Raw genomic sequence first — 22682 nt, 5'->3', positions numbered from 1 at the left:
TGCCGCGTGGGGTGGGCGGGTGGGTGGTGGGTTATTGCGTTGCGGTGGCGGCGGCGTTTTGGATGATTTTGGCGACCTGGTCGGGGTGGGAGATCATCACGACGTGGGAGGCGCCGTCGACGGCGACGGTCTCCTTGGATCCGGCTCGCTGCGCCATGAAGGCGTGCGCCTGCGGCGGGATGTTCTTGTCGGCGGTCCCGTAGATGAACCAGGACGGGATGTTCTTCCAGGCGGCGTTCGCCGACGGGTCGTTCAGCGCCGCCTCGGTGATCGGGCGCTGGCCCACCGCCATCAGCGCCGCCTGCGCGGCGGGCACGTCGGCGGCGAACTGGTCATGGAACTTGGCCTGGTCGATGAACAGGTCGTTGCCGCCGCCCGGCAGCGCCACCGGCTTGGCCAGCGCGGGCCCGAGCGTGCTGCCGGGGAACTTCGCCGACAGCGCCGCCGCCGACTCGCCGGCCTCCGGCGCGAACGCCGAGACGTACACCAGCGCCTTGACGTTCGGGTTGCCCTCGGCCGCGTTCGAGATCACGCTGCCGCCGTAGGAGTGCCCGACCAGCACGATCGGACCGGTGATGCTCTTGAGCGCGGCGGCGACCTCGGCCGCGTCGCCCTTCACGCTGCGCAGTTCGTTCGGCACGGCCACCACCGGATAGCCCTGCGCCTGCAGCATCGGGATGACGCCGTTCCAGCTCGACGAGTCAGCGAACGCGCCGTGTACCAGTACGATCGTGGGTTTTGTCTGTTTCTGCGCCGCTACGGCCGGTGTGGCCACGACCGCGAGCGCCGTGGCGGCGGACAGGGCGAGTACGCCCAGGAACCTGCTGCGACCCGACATGGTCGACTCCTCCCATTCCGGTTGACGGTCCGGGGGTCGACCACGAACCAACCTACGCCAGCCCGGTGCCGCCTAGGCGGACTTCGGTGAGACCGCCCGCTCGATCACCGGCGACGCAGTCGCTATGGTTGCCGGGTGTTCAAGGCCCTCGTCTGCTTCATGCTGCTCTTCATCGCCATCGGGGCGATCGGGATGTGGCTCGCCACCAAGCGCCGCCAATCATGATCTACAGCACCCCCGTGCCGGCCCGTGGACGCCGGTAGCCTCAGCCTGCTGCTGACCGCCGCCACCGCCGCCGGGTGGGTGGACGCCGTCGTCGGCGGAGGTGGCCTGCTCCTGCTCCCGGCGTTGCTCATCGGCCTGCCGCAGGTGCCGCTGGCGACCGCCCTGGGCACCAACAAGATGACCGCCATCGCCGGGACCACCAGCGCCGCGATCACGTTCGCCCGGCGTACCCGCATCGACTGGCGGGTGGCCGGTCCCGCCGGGGCCATCGCCGTGGTCGTCTCCGGCATCGGCGCGTGGCTGGCCATCGCGCTGACCCCGAACAAGGACGTCTACCGGCCGGTGGTGCTGGGCATCCTGGTCGCCGTCGCGCTGTTCATCACGTTCCGCCCGAACACCGGCATCTACGCCCACCCCGAGCGCCGCACCCGCGAACGGGCCGCGCTCGCCGTCGCGCTCGCGGGCGGCCTCATCGCCCTGTACGACGGCATGATCGGCCCCGGCACCGGCACCTTCCTGGTGCTCACCTTCACCACCGTCATCGGCGCGGACTTCCTGCACGGCTCCGCCATGGCGAAGATCGTCAACGCGGGCACCAACCTGGGTGCGCTCGTCGTGTTCGCCTGGGGCGGGCACGTGTGGTGGCAGCTCGGCGCGGCCATGGCCGTGTGCAACATCATCGGCGCGCAGATCGGCGCACGGATGGCCATCAAGCGCGGCTCCGGCTTCGTCCGGATCGTGCTACTCGTGGTCGTGCTGGCCCTGATCGCCCGGCTGTCCTACGACCAGTGGCTGGCCTGAGCGCCACCGCTCCGCCAGCGCGTGCGCGGCGACCCGCTCGATGACCAGGCTCACCGCGGGCCAGTGCTCCCGGCCCGGCCTGGTGATCGAGAACATGCGCCGCCGCACCGGCACCCCCGGCATCGGCACGAACCGCACCCCCGGATGCGCGGGCAGGTGACCGGGCACCAGTGCCACCCCCAGATCCGCCGACACCAGGTCCAGCACCAGATCCATGCTGTCCGCCCGATGTTCGATCATCGGCTGGTACGCCGCCAGCGCGCACACCCGCACCGCCAGCTCGTCATCGGCGGGCCCGCGCGAGTTGACCACCCACGACTGCCCCGCCAGCGCGTGCAACCGCCCCGGCTCGTCGACCACGTCCAGTAGCGTCCGCCCCGACGGCACCGCCAGCACCATCGGCGTCTCGCACAGCTGCCGCACCGCGTAGCCGTCCCAGCCGCGCGGCACCAGGTCGTAGTCGTACACGAACCCCAGGTCGACCCGGTCCTCCTCCAGCAGGCGCAGCACCTCCGGCGGCTCCTGCTCCTGCAGCAGCAGCTGCAGCCCCGGATGCGACACCGCCAGCTGCCGCACCACCGGGATTAGATCCCCCGACAGCACCGACGCGTACGCCGCCACGTGCACCGCCCCGCCCGGCTCCCCGCCCCCGGCCAGCGCCGCACGGGCCGCGTCGACCGCCGCCAGGATCGGCCGCGCGTGCGTCACCAGCCGCCGCCCTGCCGGAGTCAGCCGAACCGTCCGCCCCGTGCGCTCGACCAGCGGCGCGCCGACCTCCCGGGTCAGCGTCGCCAGCTGCTGCGAGACGGCAGACGTGCCGTACCCGGTGGCCTCGGCGACCGCGCGCAGCGTGCCCCGGTCGGACAGCTCGACGAGTACGCGCAGCAGCCTGGTGTCCACGCCTCCCATCATCCGCGATCCGCGGACGGTCAGTCCGCAGACCCGTGGTGGACGGGGTGATCTTCATCCGGTGACATGGAGTGGTGACCGCAGTCGACATCGCCACCAGCACCTCCCGCCGCCAGAGCACCGCACCCGCGATCGGGCTGATCATGGGCTCGATGCTCTCCGTGCAGGTCGGCGCAGCCGCCTCCACCCGGCTGTTCGACGACATCGGCCCGGCGGGCACCGCGTGGCTGCGCGGCTGCTGGGCGGCGCTGGCCTTCGTGCTCATCGCCCGACCGTCACCGCGCTGGCTGCGCGCCCAGTCCCGGCACGACCTGCTCGGCGCGGTCGGGCTCGGCGTCGTCAGCGCCGCGATGAGCATCGCCTTCTTCGAGTCCATCGCCCGTATCCCGCTGGCCACCGCCGTCGCCCTGGAGTTCCTGGGCCCGCTGTCGCTGGCCGTGCTGCGCCGTACCGGCCGCTGGGGCCTGCTCTGGCCCGCCCTCGCCCTGGCCGGGGTGCTCGCGCTGACCCGGCCGTGGCGCGGTGACATCGACCTCACCGGTGTCGTGCTGGCGCTGGTCGCCGCCGCGGGCTGGGCCGGGTACATCCTGCTCACCCAGCGGGTCGGCGACAGCTTCAGCGGCGTCAAAGGGCTGGCCATCGCGATGCCCGTCTCCGCCGTCGCCGCCGCCCTGATCGGCGCACCCCAGGCCGTGCCGAACCTGACCTGGGGCATCGTCGCCCAGGCCGCCTGGCTGGCGATGCTGCTCCCGGTACTCCCGTTCGCCCTGGAACTGCTGGCGCTGCGCCGCCTCACCGTCGCCGCCTTCGGCACCCTGATGTGCCTCGAACCCGCTTTCGCCCTGGCCGTCGGCGCGACCGTCCTCCACCAGACCCCGCACCCGCTCCAGGTCGCCGGAGTCGCCTTCGTCATAGCCGCCGGCCTCGGCGCCCAGCGCTCCGGCCGACGCTGAGGGTTCACCCCTGTCGGCAAGGGTGGCGGGTGCCACCGTCGCTGGCGAGTCCTAGGACGCTAGGGTGAGATGGGCAGTGGCAGGCGGTGGGTGGGGTGGTCCACACTGGATCTCTGCCGAGCCGTCGGACGAGGGAGTGACCATCAACAGCGTGCCGAGCGTGAGCGGGACACTGCCCGGGGCCCGCGCCGCGATCCTCGCCCGGCTGTGGGGCGCGCTGGTCCGCGAGCCGCTGCCGGGTGTCGTCGACCGGCAGGTGTACGGCGGTGACGTCCGGGTCACCCTGGCCGGTGGCCGCCGCGTGATCGGTTCGGCCGCGCTGGCGGAGCTGTTCGCCGTGCCGCCCGAGGGCCTGCGCATCGTCACCGACGTGGGCGCGTTCGACGACCCGGTGGAGCTGCTGCGCGCGCTGGACCTGCCCGGCGACTCCGCGCGGCTGACCGCCGAGGTCGCCGACAGTGTCGCGGGGCTGGCCCTGGCGCGGGCCAACCAGCCGTACCGGCCCGGCGGCGAGCCGACGCTGACCGTGCTGGCCGGGCGCGCCGACGGGCTGGCGCGGCTGGAGCAGTCCGTGGTGGACGGCCACCCGCTGCACCCGTGCTGCCGTACCAGGATCGGCATGTCGCAGGCCGAGGTGCTGCGGTTCGCGCCCGAGCACCGGCCCACGGTGGAGCTGGAGGTGTTCACCGTTCCGGCCAAGCGCTGGCTGACCACCGGCGCGGGGCTCGCGCCGCGGCTGCCCGTACACCCGTGGCAGCGCGAGCACGTGCTCTCGGCGTACCCCTTCCTCAAGCCCGACGGCGCACGGATCGCGACCATGCCGCTGATGTCGCTGCGCACCCTGGCCGCGGTCGCCGACCCGACGCGGCACTACAAGACCGCGGTCGGCGTGCAGATGACCAGCGCGGTGCGCATCGTGTCCCCTGCCGCGGTGCGCAACGGGCCGGTCGTGTCGAAGCTGCTGGCCGTCGTCGCCGCCGACCTGGGCCTGCGGGTGTGGCCGGAACTGGCCGCCGGTGCGGTGCTGGACACCGACGGGACGCCGCTGCGCAGCCTGGCCGTGGTCGTCCGGCGGTCTCCCAAACCCGGCCCGAACGAGGTGATCGTGCCGGTCGCGGCGCTGGCCGCGCCGTCCCCGGCGGACGGCAGGCCGCTGATCCGCGAGGCGGTGCTGCTCGGCTACGGCGGCCACCCCGCCGGGTTCCTGGCCGACCTCGCCGCGCTGATCGTGCCGGTGCTGCTGACGCTGCTGCACCGGGGCGTGGCGCTGGAGGCGCACGGGCAGAACCTGCTGGTCACGCTCACCCACGGGCGGCCGACCGGGTTGCACTACCGCGATGTCGGCGGGGTGCGGCTCAGCCCGGAGCGGCTGCGCCGCCACGGCGTCGACGCCCCGGCCCTGCACGGTGACCTGGCCAGCGACGACCCGGCACAGTTGCGTGCGAAGGCGCTGGGCTCGGGCCTGGCCGTGGCGCTCGGCGAGCCGATCGCGGTGCTGTCGCGCGAGTACGGCATCGAGCCGCAGCAGCTGTGGCGGCTGGTCCGGGACCGGGTCGAGCAGGCGTACGACGGTCTGCCGCCGTCGGCCGCCGCCGATGCGCGGTCGGTGCTCGGCGATCCGCTGCCGCTGAAGGCGACGACCGCGATGCGGCTGGCCGACGACCCGCTCGACGACGTCTGGGCGCAGCTGCCCAACCCGCTGGCCGCGTGATGCGCCCGCTCACCGACCCGATCGCCGCCGAGCTGGCGGACCTGGCCCCGCAGCTGCTCGACGGCTACTTCGACGCGCTGCCACGGGCCCGGGTCACCGTCGCGACCCGGCTGGCCGAGGCGCTGTGGCGCGAGGACATCGACGACGCCCGGACCCGCTTCCGGGGCGAGCTACACGGCTTCGACCGGGTGCTGCTGCCGCCGGTCGACGTGGACCCGACCAGCCTGGTGACGCACGAGGGGCTGCGGGCCGAGCTGGACAGCGCGGTCAACGGCCTGGCTCTGGCGTACGCCCGGCGGGCCGTCATCGATCCCGGGCACCGTGCCGCCGCCGCGGTCGCCGCAGCACCCGACCTGCTCGCGCTGCTCGACCGCACCGCCCCCGACGAGCGCACCGCGCGGCTGGAGCAGCTCGCGGTCGAGGGGCACAACCTGCACCCCTGCGGGCGTACGCGGCTCGGCTGGCACACCGGCGACCTGATCGCGCACGACCTGGAGAGCGAGTCGACCGCGATCGGCTTCGTGTCCGTGCTGCCGGAGCTGGCGCTGGGCGACGACCTGTCGCAGCGGCTGGGTGTCACGGCCCCCGGCGGGCGGCGGCTGCTGCCGGTGCACATCTGGCAGCTGCGGCACCTGACCCGGCGGCACCCGGAGCTGTTCGCCGACGGCACGCTGCGCGTCCTCGACGACGTGCTCCCGGCCCGGCCGACCGCCGCGCTGCGGACCGTGCTGCCGCAGGGCTCGACGTACCTGAAGCTGTCGCTGGACATCCAGGTCACCTCGACGCGGCGCAGCATCTCCATCGCGTCGACCCGCAACGGGCCGGCGCTCAGCGAGGTGCTGTCGTCGCTGCTGGAGCTGGTGCCGGGCGGTGACCGGGTGCTGCTGATGGCCGAACCGGCGGGCGTCGCCGGGCTGCTGGAGGACGGCCGCCAGCTCAGCACCATCGTGCGCGACGGGCTCGGCGGGCGGCTGGCCCCCGGCGAGCACCCGGTCCCGGCGAGCTCGCTGGCCGCGACCGACCCGGTCAGCGGCCGTACGCTGCTGGCCGGGCTGGTGGACCGCTACGCGTCGGCCCGCGCCCTGACCGTGCCGCGCACGGCGGCGGCGGGTTTCCTGCGGGAGTACGCCGCGCTGCTGCTCCCGCCGGTGCTGGCGCTGGCCGCCCGGCACGGCATCGGGCTGGAGGCGCACCTGCAGAACTGCGTGCCGACCTTCGTCGACGGGGTGCCGCACCGGCTGGCCCTGCGGGACCTGGCGGGCCTGCGCGTACACCATCCCCGCCTGGCGGCGTCCGGCGCGAGGCTGCAGCTGTGGCCCGGTTCGGTGATCGGCACCGAGGACGAGGCGGTGCTGCTGTCGAAGGTGGCGTACACCGCGTTCCAGGCGCACCTGGGCGAGCTGGTGCTGCGGCTGGGCCACTCGCACAGCCTGCCCGCCGACGCCGCGTGGCGGATCGTGCGGGAGTTCGTCGACGGGAGCCTGCGCGGCCACCCCGACCACGCCTTCTATACGGCCGCGACGGTGCCCCACAAGGCGCTGACCCGGATGCGCCTGGCCGGTGCGGGCGACCTCTACGTCCCGGTGCAGAATCCGCTTTATGGCCTCTGAGCAGCACATCCCTGATCGGGTCGCGACGGCCCTGCGGGGACTCGACGGGCCGGTGTGCGCCTACGTGTACGACCCTGGCGTGCTGGCCGCGCGGGTCGCCGAGCTGCGGCGGGCGCTGCCGGGGGCGGCGATCTGCTACGCGGTGAAGGCCAACGGGCATCCGGCGATCGTCGGCGCGGCGGCGCAGGCATGCGACGGCCTGGAGGTCGCCTCGGGCGGTGAGCTGGCCCTGGCCGAGGCCGCCGGGGCGCGGCGGATCGTGTTCGGCGGCCCGGCCAAGACCGAGGCGGAGCTGGCGTACGCGGTGCGGCTGGGTGCGACCGTCAACGTGGAGAGCACCCTCGAACTGCGGCGGCTCAGCCTGGCCGCCGAGCGCGCGGGCGCGACCGTGACGATCACGCTGCGGGTCAACCGGGCCGACGCCGGGCTGCCCGGCACCCATGCGATGACCGGCACCGCCACCCCGTTCGGCGTCGACGAGGCGCAGCTGCCCGAGGCGGTGGCGCTGGCCCGGTCGCTGCCGGGGCTGGACCTGGCCGGGTGGCACCTGCACGCGGTCTCCAACAACCTGGACGCGGCCGCGCACTCGGCCTTCCTCGCCGAGGCCCTGCGCTGGTCGGCGGACACGTCGCGGCGGCTCGGCGTGCCGCTGCGCACCGTCAACGCGGGCGGCGGGTTCGGCGTGGACTACGCCGGGGACGCGGTGTTCGCGCTGGACGAGCTGCGGGCGCGCGTGCCGGACGGGGTCGAGCTGGTCGTCGAGCCCGGCCGGTGGCTGGCCGCCGACACGGGCTGGTACGCCGCCGAGGTGCTGGACCTCAAGCGCACGCACGGGCGCTGGTTCGCGGTGCTGCGCGGCGGCACGCACCACTTCCGGCTGCCCGCGGCGTGGGGATACGACCACCCGTTCACGGTGCTGCCGGTGGACCGGTGGGATCACCCGTGGCCCCGGCCCGAGGTCGCCGGGGTGGCCGTGGACGCGGTCGGCGAGCTGTGCACGCCGCGCGACGTGCTCTGCCGGGGGCAGCGCGTGGACCGGCTGCGGGTCGGCGACGTGCTGGTGTTCGGGCGTACGGGGGCGTACGGCTGGGACATCTCCCACCACACCTTCCTGCGCCACCCGGAACCGGACTTCCTCGTGCTCTGAACGCGCAGCGTGATCTCCTGCTCTACCCAGCGAATCGGATGATCACGAGATGGTCCGCCCTGTTCGACCTGGCTTGACAACGTCCTAGACTGTGCCGGTCCCACCACGAGATGTGGTGCGTAACACCCCCCTTTCACCCCCTCGACACCCCTCGAAAGCGGAGGCCCCGATGCCGAACGGCCGTAACTCCACGGTCCGATCGCACCGGCGCGGTGGTGGCCGTCGCCGCAGCATCGCACCGTGGATCGTCATCCCGACGGCGCTGGTGCTGATCGGCTCCGGCGCGACCATCGGCTACGTGTACGTCATCAAGGACGCGTGCAGCGGCACCACCCAGGCCACCGTGGTGGCCGCGCCGGGCACCGCGAGCCTGCTGCGCTCGCTGGCCGGCAAGTGGGCCGAGACCAACCCGTCCGTCGACGGCGTCTGCGCCTCGGTGCTGATCGGCGAGCAGGACACCGCGGCGACCGTACGCGCGCTGGCCCACGAGTGGGACACGGCCGTCTCCGGCCCCGCCCCCGACGTGTGGGTCCCGCCGTCCAGCGCCTGGGTCAAGGCCGCCGCCGCCACCAGCGAGACCGCCGACCGGATCCTGCCCGACCTGCTGCCCAGCGTGGCGCGTACGCCCGTCGTCATCGCCATGCCGAAGGCCGCCGCCGAGAAGCTCGGCTGGCCCGACGCGAAGCTGGACTGGAAGGACCTGCTCGACAAGCTGGCCCAGGACCCCACGGTCAAGGTCGGCATGAGCAACCCGGAGACCTCCACCGCCGGTCTGCTGTCCCTGTCGGCGATCATCGACGCCGACGACAACACCGAGGTCGACGCGACCGAACTCGGCCGCGTCTTCGCCCTCGAACAGCGCATGGCGCTGTACCGCAACACCACCGAGGAGCTGTTCGCCGACTTCGTCAGCGGCGGCGGCAAGACGGTCAACGCCTTCCCGGCGCTGGAGCAGGACGTGGTCAAGCACAACGCCGACCACCCCGAGCTGCCCCTGGTCGCCGTCTACCCGCAGAACGCCACCACCGAGGCCGACAACCCGTACCTGGTGCTCAAGAACGCCGGCTGGACCAACCCGCAGCGCACCGCCGCGGCCGAGGCGTTCCTGGGCTACCTGCGCGGCGACGCCGCCCGCAGCGAGGTGCAGAAGCTGGGCTACCGCGACTCCAACCGCCAGCCCGGCCCGCAGCTGTCCCCCGCCAACGGCGTGGTCAGCAAGCTCACCGCGCTGCCCGGCGGGGTGCTGCTCACCGAGTCGATCACGAAGACGACGGAGACGTGGACGGCCCTGGCCCGCCCCACCAACATGCTGCTGGTGCTCGACGTGTCGGGCTCCATGGGCGGCGTGGTGCGGGGCACCGGCGGCCAGACCAAGCTCGACCTCACCAAGGCGGGCGCGCAGGAAGCCATCAACATGTTCGGCGACGACGCGCAGGTCGGCCTGTGGAGCTTCTCCTCCAAGCAGTCCGGCAACAAGGCGTACCGCGAGGTCGTCCCGCTGGGCAAGCTCACCGACGAGGTCTCCGGCAAGCCGCGGCGTGACCAGCTCACGTCCAAGCTCAAGGGCCTGGAGCCGGGCGGCAACACCGGTATGTACGACACGGTGTGGGCGGCGTACCAGACCATGCAGAAGAACTACGTGGCCGGTGCGACGAACATGATCGTGCTGCTGTCCGACGGCGCCGACGACGACCAGCTGCAGGGCCTCAAGCTCGACCAGCTCGTCGAGAAGATCAAGGGTGCGGACAGCCAGCGGCCGGTCAAGGTCGTCACGATCGCGCTGGGCAAGCCGTCCAACAGCGGCGCCCTGGCCAAGATCTCGGCGGCTACGGGTGTGAGCACGTACAGCTCCGAGCGGTCGTACGACATCGGCAACGTTCTGCGGGCTGCCATCTTCGACTTCCAGTGAGCCGGTGGCCGTCCCGGCCCCTTTTTTGAATAGACGCTGGCCTATTACATCGAGTTTGATCTCGCCTGAGTCGATGTAATAGGCCAGCGTCTATGAGAAGCGGTGGTGCGGGCGGGGCGGGCGGTCAGATGAGGCCGTGGAGGGCGGCGCGGACGGGGGCGGCTTTGGCGGCGGCTTCGGCCACCTCGGCAGCGGGGTCGGAGTCGATGGTGATGCCGCCGCCCGCCCAGACGTGTACGTCGTGGCCGTCGGCGACGACGGTGCGGATGGTCAGGCCGAGGTCGATGCCGTCGGGGCCGATCCAGCCCAGTGCGCCCATGCTCGCGCCGCGGCCGACGGGTTCGAGGGCGGCGATCTCGCGCAGGGCGGCGTACTTGGGTGCGCCGGTGACCGAGCCGCCGGGGCAGATCGCGCGGAGCAGTTCGGCCAGGCCGGTGCCGGGGCGCAGGCGGGCGGTCACCTCCGACTCGGCCTGCCACAGGTCGGCCCAGCGGCGTACGGCGAACAGCTCGGGCACCCGCACCGTGCCGGTGACCGCGACGTGGGACAGGTCGTTGCGCTGCAGGTCGACGATCATGATGTGCTCGGCGCGCTCCTTGGGCGAGGCGAGCAGGTCTTCACGGCCCACGGCGGTGGCGGGGGCGGTGCCTTTGATGGGACGGGTCGCCGCGTGGCCGCCGCGCACCTCCAGCAGGGTCTCCGGGGAGGCGCAGCCGATGGCCCAGCCGTCGCCGCGCAGGATCCCGGCGTAGCGGGCGCCGGGCAGCCGGGCCACCCGGCGCAGGGCGGGCAGCGGGTCGCCGTGGTACGCCGCAGCGACGTGGCCGACCATGTTGACCTGGTAAACGTCGCCGCGGGCGATGGCCTCACGGACCGACTGCACCGCCTCGGCATGGCGCGAAGGGGTCCAGGAGGGCCGCCACGGGCCGAGCCGCCACGCGCCGGCCGTTCGGGCGAGCACGCCACCCAACGGCCCCTGGGGGCGTACGGTTGCCGTGTGTTCGTATACCACGACGACCACGTCAGGCACGGCCGGCGCGGGGCTGGGCGCCCCGGGGCAGCCGTCGATCATGGCGGCGCCGCCCGCGGCGGAGACGAACAGCGCCGCCCCGCAGACCTCGTGGGCCAGCCCCGCCAGGGACGGCCCGGAGAGGTCGGCGACCGGCAGACCGTGCCGGGCCAGGAAGTTCTCGATCAGCGTGGCCGGATCGCCCGGGTCGCCCACACGCCACTCCAGCCGGGAGCGTTCCCACGCCTGGTCACGACATGTCTCCGGTATGCCAGGAATATCCCTGGCCATCCCGTGGGTAGGGGCTAGGCTAACTGGCTTCATTCCGCTCGTCCGAAAGGTTGATATCTAGAAAGGCCCAGCGTTACCTGCTCGTAAAAGGCTCGTTCGGCTTGGTAGCGTGCGTCACTGTTGTGATCGACAGCACACCGGCGACGGACGGTCTCAGATCGAGCTTCCAACGCCACCACCCCTAACCGAATCGCGGAGAACCCCGATGTTGTGCCAGCACCAACCGGTCTGCCCCTCAGCCGACGCGATCGACCACGACGCCGCCAAGGTCGTCGCATCCTTCCCTGAGCAGGGCTGGAGCCTGCTCTGCAACGGCGTCATCGTCTTCGAGGACACCGGCGAACTGCTCCCCGACGGGTCGAGCATCGCCCCGCACCGCGGTCCCGCGGTGCACGCCATGGCCTGACCCACCAGAGGCCTTCACCCCAGGGGCGCGACGCAGCGCCCCGAAGATCGATCTCATTGTCACACCCGCCGAGCCGGCCCGAAGTCCGCGTCGTAGGACGCCTCCCCGGGCCGGCGGCAGCAGACCTCAGGCGAACGCCTCCGGCGGCGGGCACGAGCAGACCAGGTTCCGGTCTCCGAACGCGCCGTCGATGCGCCGGACCGGCGGCCAGTACTTTCCAGCGCGCTCGGTCGCGCTCCCCAGCCCCGGATACGCGGCAACCGACCGCGGGTAGGCGTGCTCCCAGGAGTCCCCGGTCACCATCGACGCCGTGTGCGGCGCGTTGACCAGCGGGTTGTCATCGGCCGGCCACTCACCCGCGCCCACCTTGTCGATCTCCCGGCGAATCGCGATCATCGCGGTCACGAACCGGTCGAGCTCGCCCAGGTCCTCGCTCTCGGTCGGCTCCACCATCAGGGTGCCGGCGACCGGGAACGACATCGTCGGAGCGTGGAAGCCGTAGTCGATCAGCCGCTTGGCCACGTCGTCCACGGTCACGCCGGTGGCCTTGGTGATCGGCCGCAGGTCGAGGATGCACTCGTGGGCGACCAGGCCCTTGTTGCCGCTGTACAGCACCGGGTAGTGCGCACGCAGCCGGGCCGCGACGTAGTTGGCCGCCAGCACCGCGGTGCCGGTCGCGGCCGCCAGACCGTCCGGGCCCATCAAACGCAGGTACGCCCACGGGATGGGCAGGATGCCGGCGCTGCCGTGCGGGGCCGCGCTGATCGCCGACACGTCGGCGGTGCCCGGCAGGAACGGGGCCAGGTGCGAGCGCACCGCCACCGGGCCGACGCCGGGGCCGCCGCCGCCGTGCGGGATGCAGAACGTCTTGTGCAGGTTCAGGTGCGACACGTCCGCGCCGAACTTGCCCGGCTTGGCGAAGCCGACCAGCGCGTTGAGGTTCGCGCCGTCGACGTACACCTGGCCGCCCGCCTCGTGCACCTTGGCGCACAGCGAGGCGATGCCGGTCTCGTACACGCCGTGGGTCGACGGGTAGGTCACCATGATCGCGGCGAGCGCGTCGCGGTGCTTCTCGATCGCCCGGTCCAGGTCGACCAGGTCCACGTTGCCGGAGTCGTCGCAGGCCACCACGACCACGCGCATCCCGGCCATGACGGCGCTGGCCGCGTTGGTGCCGTGCGCGCTGGACGGGATCAGGCACACGTCGCGGTGGGCCTCGCCGTTGGCCCGGTGGAAGGCCCGGATCGCCAGCAGCCCGGCCAGCTCGCCCTGCGAACCGGCGTTCGGCTGCACGCTGACCGCGTCGTAGCCGGTGAGCTCGGCCAGCCAGGCCTCCAGCTGCGCGATCATGTCGCGGTAGCCGGCCGTCTGGTGCTCCGGGGCGAAGGGGTGCAGCTGCCCGAACTCGGGCCAGGTGACCGCCTCCATCTCGGTGGTGGCGTTGAGCTTCATGGTGCACGAGCCCAGCGGGATCATGCCCCGGTCCAGCGCGTAGTCGAGGTCCGACAGGCGGCGCAGGTAGCGCAGCATGGCCGTCTCGCTGTGGTGGCTGGAGAACACCTCGTGGGTCAGGAACGCGGTGTCGCGGGCCAGCGCGGCCGGGATCGCGCTCGCCTCACGCGGCTCGGCCAGCTCCACCCCGAACGCGGCGCAGACCGCGCTCAGGTGCGCGACCGTGGTGGTCTCGTCGCACGCGACGCTGACCCGGTCGGCGTCGACCAGGCGCAGGTTGACGCCCTCGCGCTCGGCGGCGTCGACCACGGCCCGCGCGCGGCCCGGCACGACCGCGGTGACGGTGTCGAAGAACGCGGTGTGCGCGACCTCGACGCCGCCGGTGAGCAGGCTGACCGCGAGGCGATTGGCGCTGTCGTGGGCGTGCCGGGCGATCTGCCGCAGCCCGTCGGGGCCGTGGTAGACGGCGTACATGCTGGCCATGACGGCGAGCAGGACCTGCGCGGTGCAGATGTTGCTGGTCGCCTTCTCGCGGCGGATGTGCTGCTCGCGGGTCTGCAGGGCGAGCCGGTAGGCGCGGGTGCCGTCGGCGTCCTTGGACACCCCGACCAGGCGGCCGGGCAGCGAGCGCTCCAGTCCGGCGCGTACGGCCAGGTAGCCGGCGTGCGGGCCGCCGAAGCCCATCGGCACGCCGAAGCGCTGGGCGCTGCCGCAGGCGATGTCCGCGCCGATGCTGCCCGGCGCGCGGACCAGCGTCAGCGCCAGCAGGTCGGCGGCCACCGAGACCAGGGCCTGGCGGGCGTGCGCGGTCTCGATCAGGGCGGCGTGGTCGCGCAGCGCGCCGGACGCGCCCGGGTACTGCAGCTGCAGGCCGAAGAACTGCTCGGGCAGCTCCTCGGTGTCCAGGTCGAGCACCCGCACCTCGATGCCCAGCGGCTCCGCCCGGGTGGCGATCACGGCGATGGTCTGCGGCAGCGTGTCCGCGTCGACGACGAACACGTTGCTCTTGCTCTTCGACGAGCGGCGGGCCAGCGTCATCGCCTCGGCGGCGGCGGTGCCCTCGTCGAGCATGGAGGCGTTGGCGGTGGCCAGGCCGGTGAGGTCGGTGACCACGGTCTGGAAGTTGAGCAGGGCCTCCAGGCGGCCCTGGCTGATCTCCGGCTGGTACGGCGTGTAGGCCGTGTACCAGGCCGGGCTCTCCAGCACGTTGCGCTTGATCACGCCGGGGGTGTGCGTGCCGTAGTAGCCCAGGCCGATCATGGAGGTGGCCACGGTGTTGCGAGCCGCGAAGGCGCGCAGCTCGGCGATGGTCTCGGCCTCGGTGGCGGCGGCGGGCAGGTCCAGCGCGCCGTGCCAGCGGATCACCTCGGGGATGGCCGCGTCCATCAGCTCCTCGACCGAGGAGTAGCCGATGGCGTCGAGCATGCGCTCGGTCTGCTCGGAACCGGGACCGATGTGACGGTCTACGAAGGCGCTCATTGTGAGACTCCGGGGTCGAGGACTATGGAAGTCCTCCCCCTCTGTCACGGACGACGCCCATAGGCCTCGCCAGGGCGGACGCGCCGCTCCAGAGTCGCCATGCCCGTAGTGGTCCGGGTGCCTGAGAGGTTCCGGGGAGGAATTGCCCCTTCGGCGCCGCTTTACGCGGACTCTCCCACACGGGTGTGCCGGCACCCCCCACGCTACCAGCACGTGTGTTTCGGCACCGTAACCCACGCCACTCACCCACCGTCCCATCAATCCCCCCAGCCCACCCCCACCCCCGTCCCCGCAACTCTTAAAAAGTCGCGGTCACCGGGGCACCCCTTGGGCGCGACTCTTTAAGAGTTGCGGTGGGGGTGGGGGTGGGGGTTAGAGGACGCCGGGGCGGCGGGGGGCCAGGGCGACGATGGACGAGGCGATCAGGCCGACCACTACGGCGATCATCGCGCCGAGGTAGGCGTCGGCCTGGTCGGTGAGGGCGCGGGAGAGGCCGGGGCCGCCGATGACGTACGCCATCGCGACCGGCAGCGGGCCGACCGCCCCGGACAGCGCGATCAGCAGCCGCGACCGCCCCGCGTGCCGGGCGACCAGGGCACAGGCCAGCGCCACCAGCAGCGCGATCACCGGCATCGAGAACGAGGCCCGGGGGATCGGCTGCAGCCCGCTGATGTCGAGCACGCCCAGCCGCATCGGGTCGTAGTACTCGCCCATCGCGTCGCGATTGCGGCCGAACCCGGTGGTGTCCAGGTAGGACACGATCGCCAGCAGCCACACCAGGCCGGTGCAGACCCACAGGTCGGCGGCCAGCGGGCTGCGGCCCACCGCCAGCAGGGCGACGAACAGGCCCGCGACCACCCCGGCGGCCACCGCGATGGCGGCGGTCAGCTCCGGGTCGAGGGTCGCGCTGAGCCTGGCGTACTGCGCCGACTGCAGGGTCAGCGGGAACGCGACCGCGGCCGCCCCCAGCGTCGCGGCCAGGGCGGTCACGACGCGCACCGCCGCGCCGATGCGGCGGCGGTCGCGCAGGGCCAGCCCGGCGGCGAAGGTGGCGCCACCGGCGACGGCGACGATGGTGAACCACACCACCCAGGTGAGCTGCAGGTTCCAGTCGTTGTCGGTGCCCGCGACGAACTCCCGGTCCAGCCGCAGCACATCGAGTCCATAAACGACGCCGAACTGGGCGGCCCCGACCAGCGCCGCCATACCGAACGCCGCTGCCAGCAGCCGTCCCCAGAAACGCATCACGCGGGGACCATACGTCCGTTGGCGGTTTCAGTCCACCGGCAGCCGGTAGCCTCGTTTGACCACCGTCTGGACGAATGCGGGATCGCCCAGACCGGCCCGCAGCCGGGCCACGGCCATCTCGACGGCGTGCTCGTCGGCCCCGCGCGGCAGCGCGGGCAGCAGCGAGGCACGCGAGCGCACCTTGCCCGGCATCGCGGCCAGCGCGCGCAGCACCGCCATCGGGGCCGGGGCCAGCGGGCGCAGCTCACCGTCGACCATCGCGGCGTGGCCGCGCAGGGTCAGCTGGTGCTCGGCGACCTGCAGGGTCACCGCCCGGCGGGGTAGCTCGTCGGCGATCGCGCGGACCATGGCGCCGAGCCGGGCCCGCGCCGGGGCGATGACCGGGATGCCGTGCCGGATCAGCGGGGCGGCGGTGACCGGCCCGACGCAGGCGGCGATCACGTCGCCGCGCAGCGCCTCCAGCACCGCGTCCCCACCCGGCCCGGCGGCCGCCAGCAGCGCGCCGACGGCCGGGGCCGAGGTGAAGGTGATGGCGTCGACGAGGCGGTTCGACACGAGGTCGACGAGCCGGTGCAGGGGAGCGGAGTCCAGCGGCGGCGCCCAGCGGTAGACCGGCACCTCGATGACCTCGGCCCCGGCGGCCCGCAGCGCGGCGCAGAACTCCGGTTGCTGGTCGCCGTGCAGCTGCACGGCGACCGTCTGCCCGCCGACACCCCGCCGGAGCAGGTGCGCCAGGCACTCGTCGCAGCTCTCCGAGTCCGGCGACCACTGGTCGTGCAGGCCCGCCGCGCGCACCGCGCCACGGGCCTTCGGGCCACGGGCCACGATGTACGCCTCGGCCAGCACCGTACGCAGCGGGTCGGCCAGGCCCCAGCCCTCGGCGGCCTCCAGCCACCCGCGCATGCCGATGCCGGTGTTGGCGACGACGATGTCCGGCGGCGTGTCCAGGCAGCGCCGGGTCGCCTCACGCAGCTGGGAGTCGTCGTGCAGCGGCACGATGCGCAGCGCGGGGGCGATGACGACCCGCGCGCCGCGCCGCTCCAGCAGCGCGGCGAGCTCGTCGCGCCGCCGGTCGGCGGTGACCCCGACGGTGAAACCCGCGAGTTCGGTCATGACCGGACCTTCCCGGCGAGCCCGTCACGGCCGGGCTCGCCGCCGCCCTCGCTGCGCTCGGTCATCGTTTATCCACAGCCACTTCGACCGTGTCGCCGATGCGCCGGATGGCGTACGTCGGCACGGCCACCCCCGCCACGTCCAGGCACTCGCCGGTACGCAGGTCGTAGACCTGCTTGTGCAGCGGGGACGCCACGGTCGGCGCGCTGCCCCGGGTGCCGACGATGCCCCGCGACATCACCTGCGCACCCGCGATCGGGTCGCGGTTGCCGATGGCGAACAGCTCGCCGGAGAAGGTACGGAAGACCGCGAGCTGGACGCCGTCGACGAGTGCGGCCACGCCGCGCTCTGCCTCCAGCCGGGCGTACGAGCAGATCGCCGTCCAGGTGACGGTCATGGTCGCCGTGGTCATCGGGCACCTCCCAGGGTTACCGGCACCGGACCCCGGACTGGGATCTTCTGCCCGCGCTCGACCTCGAAGCTGATGTCGGGGTCGGGCGTGCCCGGTGCGTTGACGAACGAGACGAAGCGCGACAGGCGCTCCGGGTCCTGCAGCGTGGCGTGCCACTCGTCGGCGTACGACCCGACGTGGCGGGCCATCTGCGCGTCGAGTTCCGCGCAGAGCCCCAGCGCGTCGTCGACGATGACGGCGCGCAGGTGGTCCAGGCCGCCCTCCATCGCCTCCAGCCAGGCAGCGGTGCGCTGCAGCCGGTCGGCGGTGCGGACGTAGTACATGAGGAAACGGTCGATGGTGCGGATCAGCTCCTCGGTGCTGGCGTCGGTGAGGAACAGGTCCGCGTGCCGGGGCCGGAACCCGCCGTTGCCGGCGACGTAGAGGTTCCAGCCCCTCTCCGTGGCGATGATGCCGAAGTCCTTGCTGCGTGCCTCGGCGCACTCGCGGGCGCAGCCGCTGACCGCCGACTTGAGCTTGTGCGGGGCGCGCAGGCCCCGGTAGCGCAGCTCCAGCTCGATGGCCAGGCCGACGGAGTCCTGCACGCCGTACCGGCACCAGGTCTCGCCGACGCAGCTCTTCACGGTGCGCAGCGCTTTGCCGTACGCGTGCCCGGACTCGAAGCCCGCGTCGACGAGCCGGTGCCAGATCTGCGGCAGCTGCTCCACCCGCGCCCCGAACAGGTCGATGCGCTGCCCACCCGTGATCTTCGTGTACAGCCCGAAGTCCCGGGCGACCTCGCCGATCACGATCAGCTTCTCCGGGGTGATCTCGCCACCGGGGATGCGCGGCACCACCGAGTACGTGCCGTCGCGCTGGATGTTGGCCAGGAAGTGGTCGTTGGTGTCCTGCAGCGCGGCTTCCTCGCCGTCGAGGATGTAGCCGTTGTTGACCGCGGCCAGGATCGAGGCGACCGTCGGCTTGCAGATGTCGCAGCCCCGGCCGGTGCCGTGCGCGCTCACCAGCTCCGTGAACGAGCGGATGTTGCGCACCCGGATGACGTCGAACAGCTCCTGCCGCGAGTACGTGAAGTGCTCGCACAGCGCCTTGGACTGGACCACCCCGCCCGCGGCCAGCAACTGCTTGAGCAGCGGGATGCACGAACCGCAGCCGGTGCCCGCCTTGGTGCACACCTTCAGGCCCGGCACGTCGGTGCAGCCGCCCGCGATGGCGTCGGTGACGTGGTCCTTGGTCACCGCATGGCAGGAGCACACCTGCGCGGTGCCCGGCAGCTCTGCCTTCGGAGACCCGTCCCCGGCCGGGGCGAGCAGCGCCAGCGGCGGCGCGGGCAGCGGCCCGCCGAGTGAGGCACGCAGCGTCGGGTACGCGCTCGCGTCGCCGACCAGGATGCCGCCGAGCAGGGTCTTCGCATCGTCGGTGAGCAGCAGCTTGGCGTACACGCCGGTTACCTGGTCGGTGACGACCACGTCGAGCCCGTCGGCGAACGGCGCACCGAAGCTGGCCACGTCGACGCCGAGCAGCTTGAGCTTGGTGGAGGTGTCGGGGCGGGCCATCGTCGCCTCGCCGCCGGTCAGCCGGTCCGCGACCACCTCGGCCATCGCGTAGCCGGGCGCGACCAGGCCGTAGCAGACGCCGTCGCCGGAGTCGACCGACAGCGCGGCGCACTCGCCGATCGCCCATACGGCCGGGTCGGCGGTCGCGCACGTGGCGTCGACCGTGAAACCGCCGCGCGGGCCGCGCACCAGCCCGGCGGGCTCGGCCAGTTCGTCGCGGGGCCGGATGCCCGCCGCGACGACGACCACGTCGACGTCGAGCGAGCCGCCGTCGTTGAAGAGCATCTGCTGTACGCCGTCCGCGTCACCGGTGAGGCCCGCGCAGCCGCGGCCGGTGTGCACGGTGACGCCCAGCGCCTCGATGTGCCGCTTGAGCACCGCGCCGCCGCCCTCGTCCACCTGCAGCGGCATCAGCCGGGGCGCGAACTCGACGACGTGCGTGGTGATGCCGAGCAGCTTGAGAGCGTTCGCGGCCTCCAGGCCGAGCAGCCCGCCGCCGAGCACCGCGCCGACCCGCCGCCCGCCCGCGGTCGCCCAGTCCTTGAGCGCCGCGAGGTCGTCGAGGGTGCGGTAGACGAACACGCCGGGCAGGTCAGCGCCCGCGATCGGCGGCACGAACGCCCGCGAGCCGGTGGCCAGCACCAGCGCGTCGTACGGCGTCTCGCCGGACGCGCTGTGCACGACCCTGCGGTCCCGGTCGATCCCGGTGACGGCCTCGTTCAGCCGCACCGCGACCCCGTCGGGCGCGCCGCCCAGGTGCAGCGCCCCGGCGTCGTAGTCGTCGAACCACGCGGACAGGCGCACCCGGTCGTAGGCGGGCCGGTCCTCCTCGGCCAGCACGGTCACCGACCAGCCGTCGGCTTCCCGCTCCGCGAACGCCTCCAGGAAGCGCTGCGCGACCATGCCGTATCCGGCGACCACAAGTCTCTTCGTCATGCCTTCACCTCGATGGGGGCGCGTAGGGGCGACGACGTCGTCGAATGAGCGGGAGCCGGCCGGGCCGTGCCCGGGGCCGGTCACGGCGCCAGGAGGGTGTGCTTCGAAGAGCCGCGGCGGGCCTGCCCGGTCCACCGGGGGTACGGCCGGAGCACGCCGTTCTCGGCGTCCACCCGCTCCCACGTGACGCCTGCGTGCTCGGCCACCCCACCGGCGGTGGCACGCCGCGGCTCCTCGAAGACGGCGCGCGGGCCGGCGGGAGAACCGCCTGACCGCTCGCCACCGGCGACGGAGCGACCGTCTCCGGTTCGGCCGAACCGGGAGGCCGGTTCGGCCATCACCGCCAGATCCGTCCCTGTCCCTGGCGGTGGCTCAGTCCCCGCGGCCGTACGCGCGGACCCGCGCACCGGTGATCCGGTGACGCGAGTGGCGGCTGGGGCCGAGGGGGTCATAGGAGAAATCGTGCAGGCTGGGAGTTTCGCTGGGACGTCCCCCATGTTTCCAACCTGCTAAGAGCAGCGCACGTTCAGCACGAAAGCGCTGTTGGTGACGTTCTGCGCGCCGAAGGGTCTGCCGGGGGAGGCGTTTTACGGGGTCAGCCGTCCAGTGACGGCGATGATCGTCCGAATGGTTGATTATCCCATCCGGGCGCTTACGGTTACGATGACGTCACAGTGCGTAAAAGGGTTCAGAACGGGCAATCTTCACTCACGCAACTGGCATGAAGAACGGGATGACTCGTGGTCACACCGGGCGTAATCTAATCGGCATGACTGCCAAAGTGACGCTGTCCTTCACGGACGAGACGATTGAGGAAGCGCGCCGGTACGCCGAGCGCGACGGGCTGTCGCTGTCGGCCTGGATGGACCAGGCCGCGCGGGAGAAGGCCCTCCGGGAGCTGTTCACGGCGCACGCCGACGTGGTGCGCCGGGCCGGCGTCGACCGGCTGGAGAAGAACGCGCTGGACGATGAGCGCGAAGTCGAATTGGTACGCCTGGAACTGTCAGGACGGGGGCGGCGTGCTGCGTAGAGGCGAGATCTGGCGTATCGACGGGGCCCGGGAAAGGCTCGGCCTGGTCATCAGCTCGGATGTGTACAACAGCACGGATGTGCCGATCGTCATCGTCGCGGAGGTCGTCGAGGAGGACGAGCTCCGCGACTCGCCGCTGGCGGTGCCGATGGGCGAGCTGATCATCATGCCCGACCGGGTGTCGTCACCCATGAAGAAGTGGTTCACCGACATGGTGGACGTCGTCGACACCGACACGATGCGCAAGGTCGGCCGGGCCTTGCGCATCATCCAGGACCTCTAGCATTCGGGCTCCTCCTTGGGGCACTGCGCCCGCATCGAGGTGTGCAGCGGGGTGAACAGCTCGGTCAGCTGTGCCTGCTGCTGCGGGGTCAGCCGGTCGATGAAGATCGCGCGCACCAGCTCGACGTGGTGCGGCGCGACCCGCTGGATCGTCTCCCACCCCTCGTCGGTGAGCACGGCGAACTGCCCCCGCCGGTCGGACGGGCAGCTCTGCCGGCGCACCAGCCCCGCCCGCTCCATCCGGGTGATCTGGTGTGACAGCCGGCTCTTCTCCAGCAGCATCGTCTGAGCCAGCTCCGACATGCGCATCCGCCGGTCGGGTGCCTCGGACAGGCTCACCAGCACGCCGTAGTCCGTGCCGGAGAGGTCGTGCTGGGTCATTCCCCGTTCGAGTTCGGCCAGCACCAGCTTGGCCGTGGTGATGAAACTGCGCCATGCCGCCTGCTCCGGCTCGGTCAGCCAGGGGACGGCCGTCGTCTGGGTTGCGGTGGTCGCCATGAATCACACCCTAGAGGGGTGGGGACAGCTGTCCCCACCCCTCATAGTCTTGGTCAGGCCGTCTTTACGACATCGTCGTAGTCGAGCCGGGGGTTGCGGTCGAACCAGGCGCCCTCGCCCGGCTTGCCGATGTTCACCACGGCCAGCACCCGGTGCTGCCCGTCGGTGAAGAACTCCTTCTCGATGCCGGTCGCGTCGAACCCGGTCATCGGGCCGGCAGCGAGCCCGGCCGCGCGCACGCCGAGGATGAAGTAGCCCACCTGCAGCGCGGCGTTGAACGACGCCGTGTTGGCGCGGGCGGCGTCGTCGCCGGTGAACCAGTCGCGGATGCCGGGGGCGTGCGGGAACAGGTCGGGCAGCCGGTCGTGGAAGTTCGTGTCCGCGGCGAGGATCGCCACCAGCGGAGCCTTGCCGGTCTTCGCCTTGTTGCCGTCGGCCATCTGCTCGACCAGGCGCTCGCGGGCCTGCTCGGAGCGCACCAGCACGACCCGCAGCGGCTGCATGTTGAGCGAGGTCGGCGCGTACTTGACCAGCTCGTAGATCGCGCGCACCTGCTCGTCGGTCACCGGCTCGTCGGTGAACGTGTTGGCGGTGCGGGCGCTACGGAACAGCAGCTCCTGCGCGTGGTTGTCGAGAACGAGCGACATTTTGTGTTTCCTCCGAAGTCGGTCTGGCCAGTGTCAGCCACCTGTCACCAACTTTGGTGAAACTTCAACTATTTCGCAAGCGCCGCCACTGTGTCCTACCCGACACTCCCACCCCCTGACCTGCGCCAACCCCACCCGCCCCGCGCCGCCCTCCACCCACCGCGCGCCGACCGGGCCCACCCCGCGCCGACCCCGGCCCGCCCCGCGCCGGCCCGCCCTGCGC

19 protein-coding genes and 1 riboswitch are annotated in these 22682 nt (G+C 72.5%); of the genes, 9 read left to right on the top strand and 10 right to left on the bottom strand.

All coding sequences use genetic code 11. From position 1 onward, the window contains the following. Positions 1 to 31 precede the first annotated feature (31 nt). On the bottom strand, positions 32 to 838 hold the full coding sequence (locus HAV40_RS20030) for an alpha/beta fold hydrolase (RefSeq protein ID WP_166383471.1): 807 nt from the start codon (positions 836 to 838) through the stop codon (positions 32 to 34). 249 nt (positions 839 to 1087) lie between these two features. On the opposite strand from HAV40_RS20030, the gene HAV40_RS20025 reads away from it, so the two are divergent. Next, positions 1088 to 1864: a sulfite exporter TauE/SafE family protein gene (locus HAV40_RS20025; protein WP_166383469.1), complete on the top strand. Its 777-nt coding sequence runs from the start codon at positions 1088 to 1090 to the stop codon at positions 1862 to 1864. On the opposite strand, the gene HAV40_RS20020 is transcribed toward HAV40_RS20025, so the two are convergent. After that, a complete protein-coding gene (locus HAV40_RS20020) occupies positions 1805 to 2764 on the bottom strand; it encodes a LysR family transcriptional regulator (protein WP_166383467.1) in 960 nt (319 codons plus the stop codon). The two genes, HAV40_RS20025 and HAV40_RS20020, sit on opposite strands and share 60 nt — an antisense overlap. Before the next feature lie 83 nt (positions 2765 to 2847). On the opposite strand from HAV40_RS20020, the gene HAV40_RS20015 reads away from it, so the two are divergent. From HAV40_RS20015 to HAV40_RS19995, 5 genes are all read left to right on the top strand, one after another. Beyond that, positions 2848 to 3726: an EamA family transporter gene (locus HAV40_RS20015; protein WP_239087041.1), complete on the top strand. Its 879-nt coding sequence runs from the start codon at positions 2848 to 2850 to the stop codon at positions 3724 to 3726. Between the two features lie 160 nt (positions 3727 to 3886). Continuing rightward, positions 3887 to 5437, top strand: a complete 1551-nt coding sequence (locus HAV40_RS20010) for an IucA/IucC family protein (RefSeq protein ID WP_166383465.1) — start codon at positions 3887 to 3889, stop codon at positions 5435 to 5437. Then, entirely contained in the window at positions 5437 to 7047 is a 1611-nt protein-coding gene (locus HAV40_RS20005) for an IucA/IucC family protein (protein ID WP_166383687.1), read from the top strand. Before HAV40_RS20010 ends, HAV40_RS20005 begins: the two co-directional genes overlap by 1 nt. After that, positions 7037 to 8194: an alanine racemase gene (locus tag HAV40_RS20000; RefSeq protein WP_166383463.1), complete on the top strand. Its 1158-nt coding sequence runs from the start codon at positions 7037 to 7039 to the stop codon at positions 8192 to 8194. The genes HAV40_RS20005 and HAV40_RS20000 overlap by 11 nt, the downstream gene beginning before the upstream one ends. 169 nt (positions 8195 to 8363) lie before the next feature. After that, positions 8364 to 10103, top strand: coding sequence for a substrate-binding and VWA domain-containing protein (locus HAV40_RS19995; protein WP_166383461.1), 1740 nt, complete (start codon positions 8364 to 8366; stop codon positions 10101 to 10103). Between the two features lie 124 nt (positions 10104 to 10227). Here HAV40_RS19995 and HAV40_RS19990 read toward each other — a convergent pair whose 3' ends face one another. Next, a complete protein-coding gene (locus HAV40_RS19990) occupies positions 10228 to 11436 on the bottom strand; it encodes a chorismate-binding protein (RefSeq protein WP_409365022.1) in 1209 nt (402 codons plus the stop codon). 175 nt (positions 11437 to 11611) lie between these two features. Here HAV40_RS19990 and HAV40_RS19985 point away from each other — a divergent pair, with 175 nt between their 5' ends. After that, complete coding sequence (locus tag HAV40_RS19985; RefSeq protein ID WP_120321268.1) at positions 11612 to 11809, top strand: DUF5999 family protein; 198 nt, start codon at positions 11612 to 11614, stop codon at positions 11807 to 11809. Positions 11810 to 11935: 126 nt separating this feature from the next. On the opposite strand, the gene gcvP is transcribed toward HAV40_RS19985, so the two are convergent. The 5 genes from gcvP to nirB form a co-directional block, all read right to left on the bottom strand. Further along, on the bottom strand, positions 11936 to 14740 hold the full coding sequence (gene gcvP / locus HAV40_RS19980; protein WP_166383457.1) for an aminomethyl-transferring glycine dehydrogenase: 2805 nt from the start codon (positions 14738 to 14740) through the stop codon (positions 11936 to 11938). 98 nt (positions 14741 to 14838) lie between these two features. Continuing rightward, positions 14839 to 14928, bottom strand: a riboswitch (glycine riboswitch). Between the two features lie 184 nt (positions 14929 to 15112). Beyond that, positions 15113 to 15988 (bottom strand): hypothetical protein, encoded by an 876-nt coding sequence (locus tag HAV40_RS19975; protein ID WP_166383455.1) that lies wholly within the window; start codon positions 15986 to 15988, stop codon positions 15113 to 15115. 27 nt (positions 15989 to 16015) lie between these two features. Further along, complete coding sequence (locus tag HAV40_RS19970) at positions 16016 to 17101, bottom strand: uroporphyrinogen-III synthase (protein ID WP_166383453.1); 1086 nt, start codon at positions 17099 to 17101, stop codon at positions 16016 to 16018. A 61-nt stretch (positions 17102 to 17162) separates the two neighbouring features. After that, positions 17163 to 17513 (bottom strand): nitrite reductase small subunit NirD, encoded by a 351-nt coding sequence (gene nirD / locus HAV40_RS19965; protein WP_166383451.1) that lies wholly within the window; start codon positions 17511 to 17513, stop codon positions 17163 to 17165. Continuing rightward, the gene (gene nirB, locus HAV40_RS19960) at positions 17510 to 20002 is read right to left on the bottom strand and encodes a nitrite reductase large subunit NirB (protein WP_166383449.1); all 2493 of its coding nucleotides are present in this window, start codon (positions 20000 to 20002) and stop codon (positions 17510 to 17512) included. Before nirB ends, nirD begins: the two co-directional genes overlap by 4 nt. A 769-nt stretch (positions 20003 to 20771) precedes the next feature. Here nirB and HAV40_RS19955 point away from each other — a divergent pair. Continuing rightward, positions 20772 to 21032: a DUF6364 family protein gene (locus HAV40_RS19955; RefSeq protein ID WP_155374111.1), complete on the top strand. Its 261-nt coding sequence runs from the start codon at positions 20772 to 20774 to the stop codon at positions 21030 to 21032. After that, complete coding sequence (locus tag HAV40_RS19950; RefSeq protein WP_144121783.1) at positions 21022 to 21315, top strand: type II toxin-antitoxin system PemK/MazF family toxin; 294 nt, start codon at positions 21022 to 21024, stop codon at positions 21313 to 21315. Before HAV40_RS19955 ends, HAV40_RS19950 begins: the two co-directional genes overlap by 11 nt. On the opposite strand, the gene HAV40_RS19945 is transcribed toward HAV40_RS19950, so the two are convergent. Then, positions 21312 to 21812, bottom strand: coding sequence for a MarR family winged helix-turn-helix transcriptional regulator (locus HAV40_RS19945; RefSeq protein WP_166383447.1), 501 nt, complete (start codon positions 21810 to 21812; stop codon positions 21312 to 21314). The genes HAV40_RS19950 and HAV40_RS19945 overlap by 4 nt on opposite strands. A 53-nt stretch (positions 21813 to 21865) precedes the next feature. Beyond that, positions 21866 to 22459 carry a malonic semialdehyde reductase gene (locus tag HAV40_RS19940; RefSeq protein WP_166383445.1) on the bottom strand — a complete coding sequence of 198 codons (594 nt, stop codon included), beginning with the start codon at positions 22457 to 22459 and terminating at the stop codon, positions 21866 to 21868. Between the last annotated feature and the right edge of the window lie 223 nt (positions 22460 to 22682).

This window comes from Catellatospora methionotrophica, from assembly GCF_011297335.1.
Classification (GTDB): Bacteria; Actinomycetota; Actinomycetes; order Mycobacteriales; family Micromonosporaceae; genus Catellatospora; species Catellatospora methionotrophica.
The sequence above is the reverse complement of the archived record's forward strand: the minus strand, read 5'-3'. Positions and strand labels throughout refer to the sequence as shown.

What these genes read in the sequence shown, in the direction of transcription:
- HAV40_RS20030 (WP_166383471.1), bottom strand. Translation starts at nt 838, where the DNA reads ATGTCGGGTCGCAGCAGGTTCCTGGGCGTACTCGCCCTGTCCGCCGCC.
- HAV40_RS20005 (WP_166383687.1), top strand. Translation starts at nt 5,437, where the DNA reads ATGCGCCCGCTCACCGACCCGATCGCCGCCGAGCTGGCGGACCTGGCC.
- HAV40_RS20000 (WP_166383463.1), top strand. Translation starts at nt 7,037, where the DNA reads ATGGCCTCTGAGCAGCACATCCCTGATCGGGTCGCGACGGCCCTGCGG.
- HAV40_RS19995 (WP_166383461.1), top strand. Translation starts at nt 8,364, where the DNA reads ATGCCGAACGGCCGTAACTCCACGGTCCGATCGCACCGGCGCGGTGGT.
- HAV40_RS19990 (WP_409365022.1), bottom strand. Translation starts at nt 11,436, where the DNA reads ATGAAGCCAGTTAGCCTAGCCCCTACCCACGGGATGGCCAGGGATATT.
- gcvP (WP_166383457.1), bottom strand. Translation starts at nt 14,740, where the DNA reads ATGAGCGCCTTCGTAGACCGTCACATCGGTCCCGGTTCCGAGCAGACC.
- HAV40_RS19970 (WP_166383453.1), bottom strand. Translation starts at nt 17,101, where the DNA reads ATGACCGAACTCGCGGGTTTCACCGTCGGGGTCACCGCCGACCGGCGG.
- nirD (WP_166383451.1), bottom strand. Translation starts at nt 17,513, where the DNA reads ATGACCACGGCGACCATGACCGTCACCTGGACGGCGATCTGCTCGTAC.
- nirB (WP_166383449.1), bottom strand. Translation starts at nt 20,002, where the DNA reads ATGACGAAGAGACTTGTGGTCGCCGGATACGGCATGGTCGCGCAGCGC.
- HAV40_RS19955 (WP_155374111.1), top strand. Translation starts at nt 20,772, where the DNA reads ATGACTGCCAAAGTGACGCTGTCCTTCACGGACGAGACGATTGAGGAA.
- HAV40_RS19945 (WP_166383447.1), bottom strand. Translation starts at nt 21,812, where the DNA reads ATGGCGACCACCGCAACCCAGACGACGGCCGTCCCCTGGCTGACCGAG.
- HAV40_RS19940 (WP_166383445.1), bottom strand. Translation starts at nt 22,459, where the DNA reads ATGTCGCTCGTTCTCGACAACCACGCGCAGGAGCTGCTGTTCCGTAGC.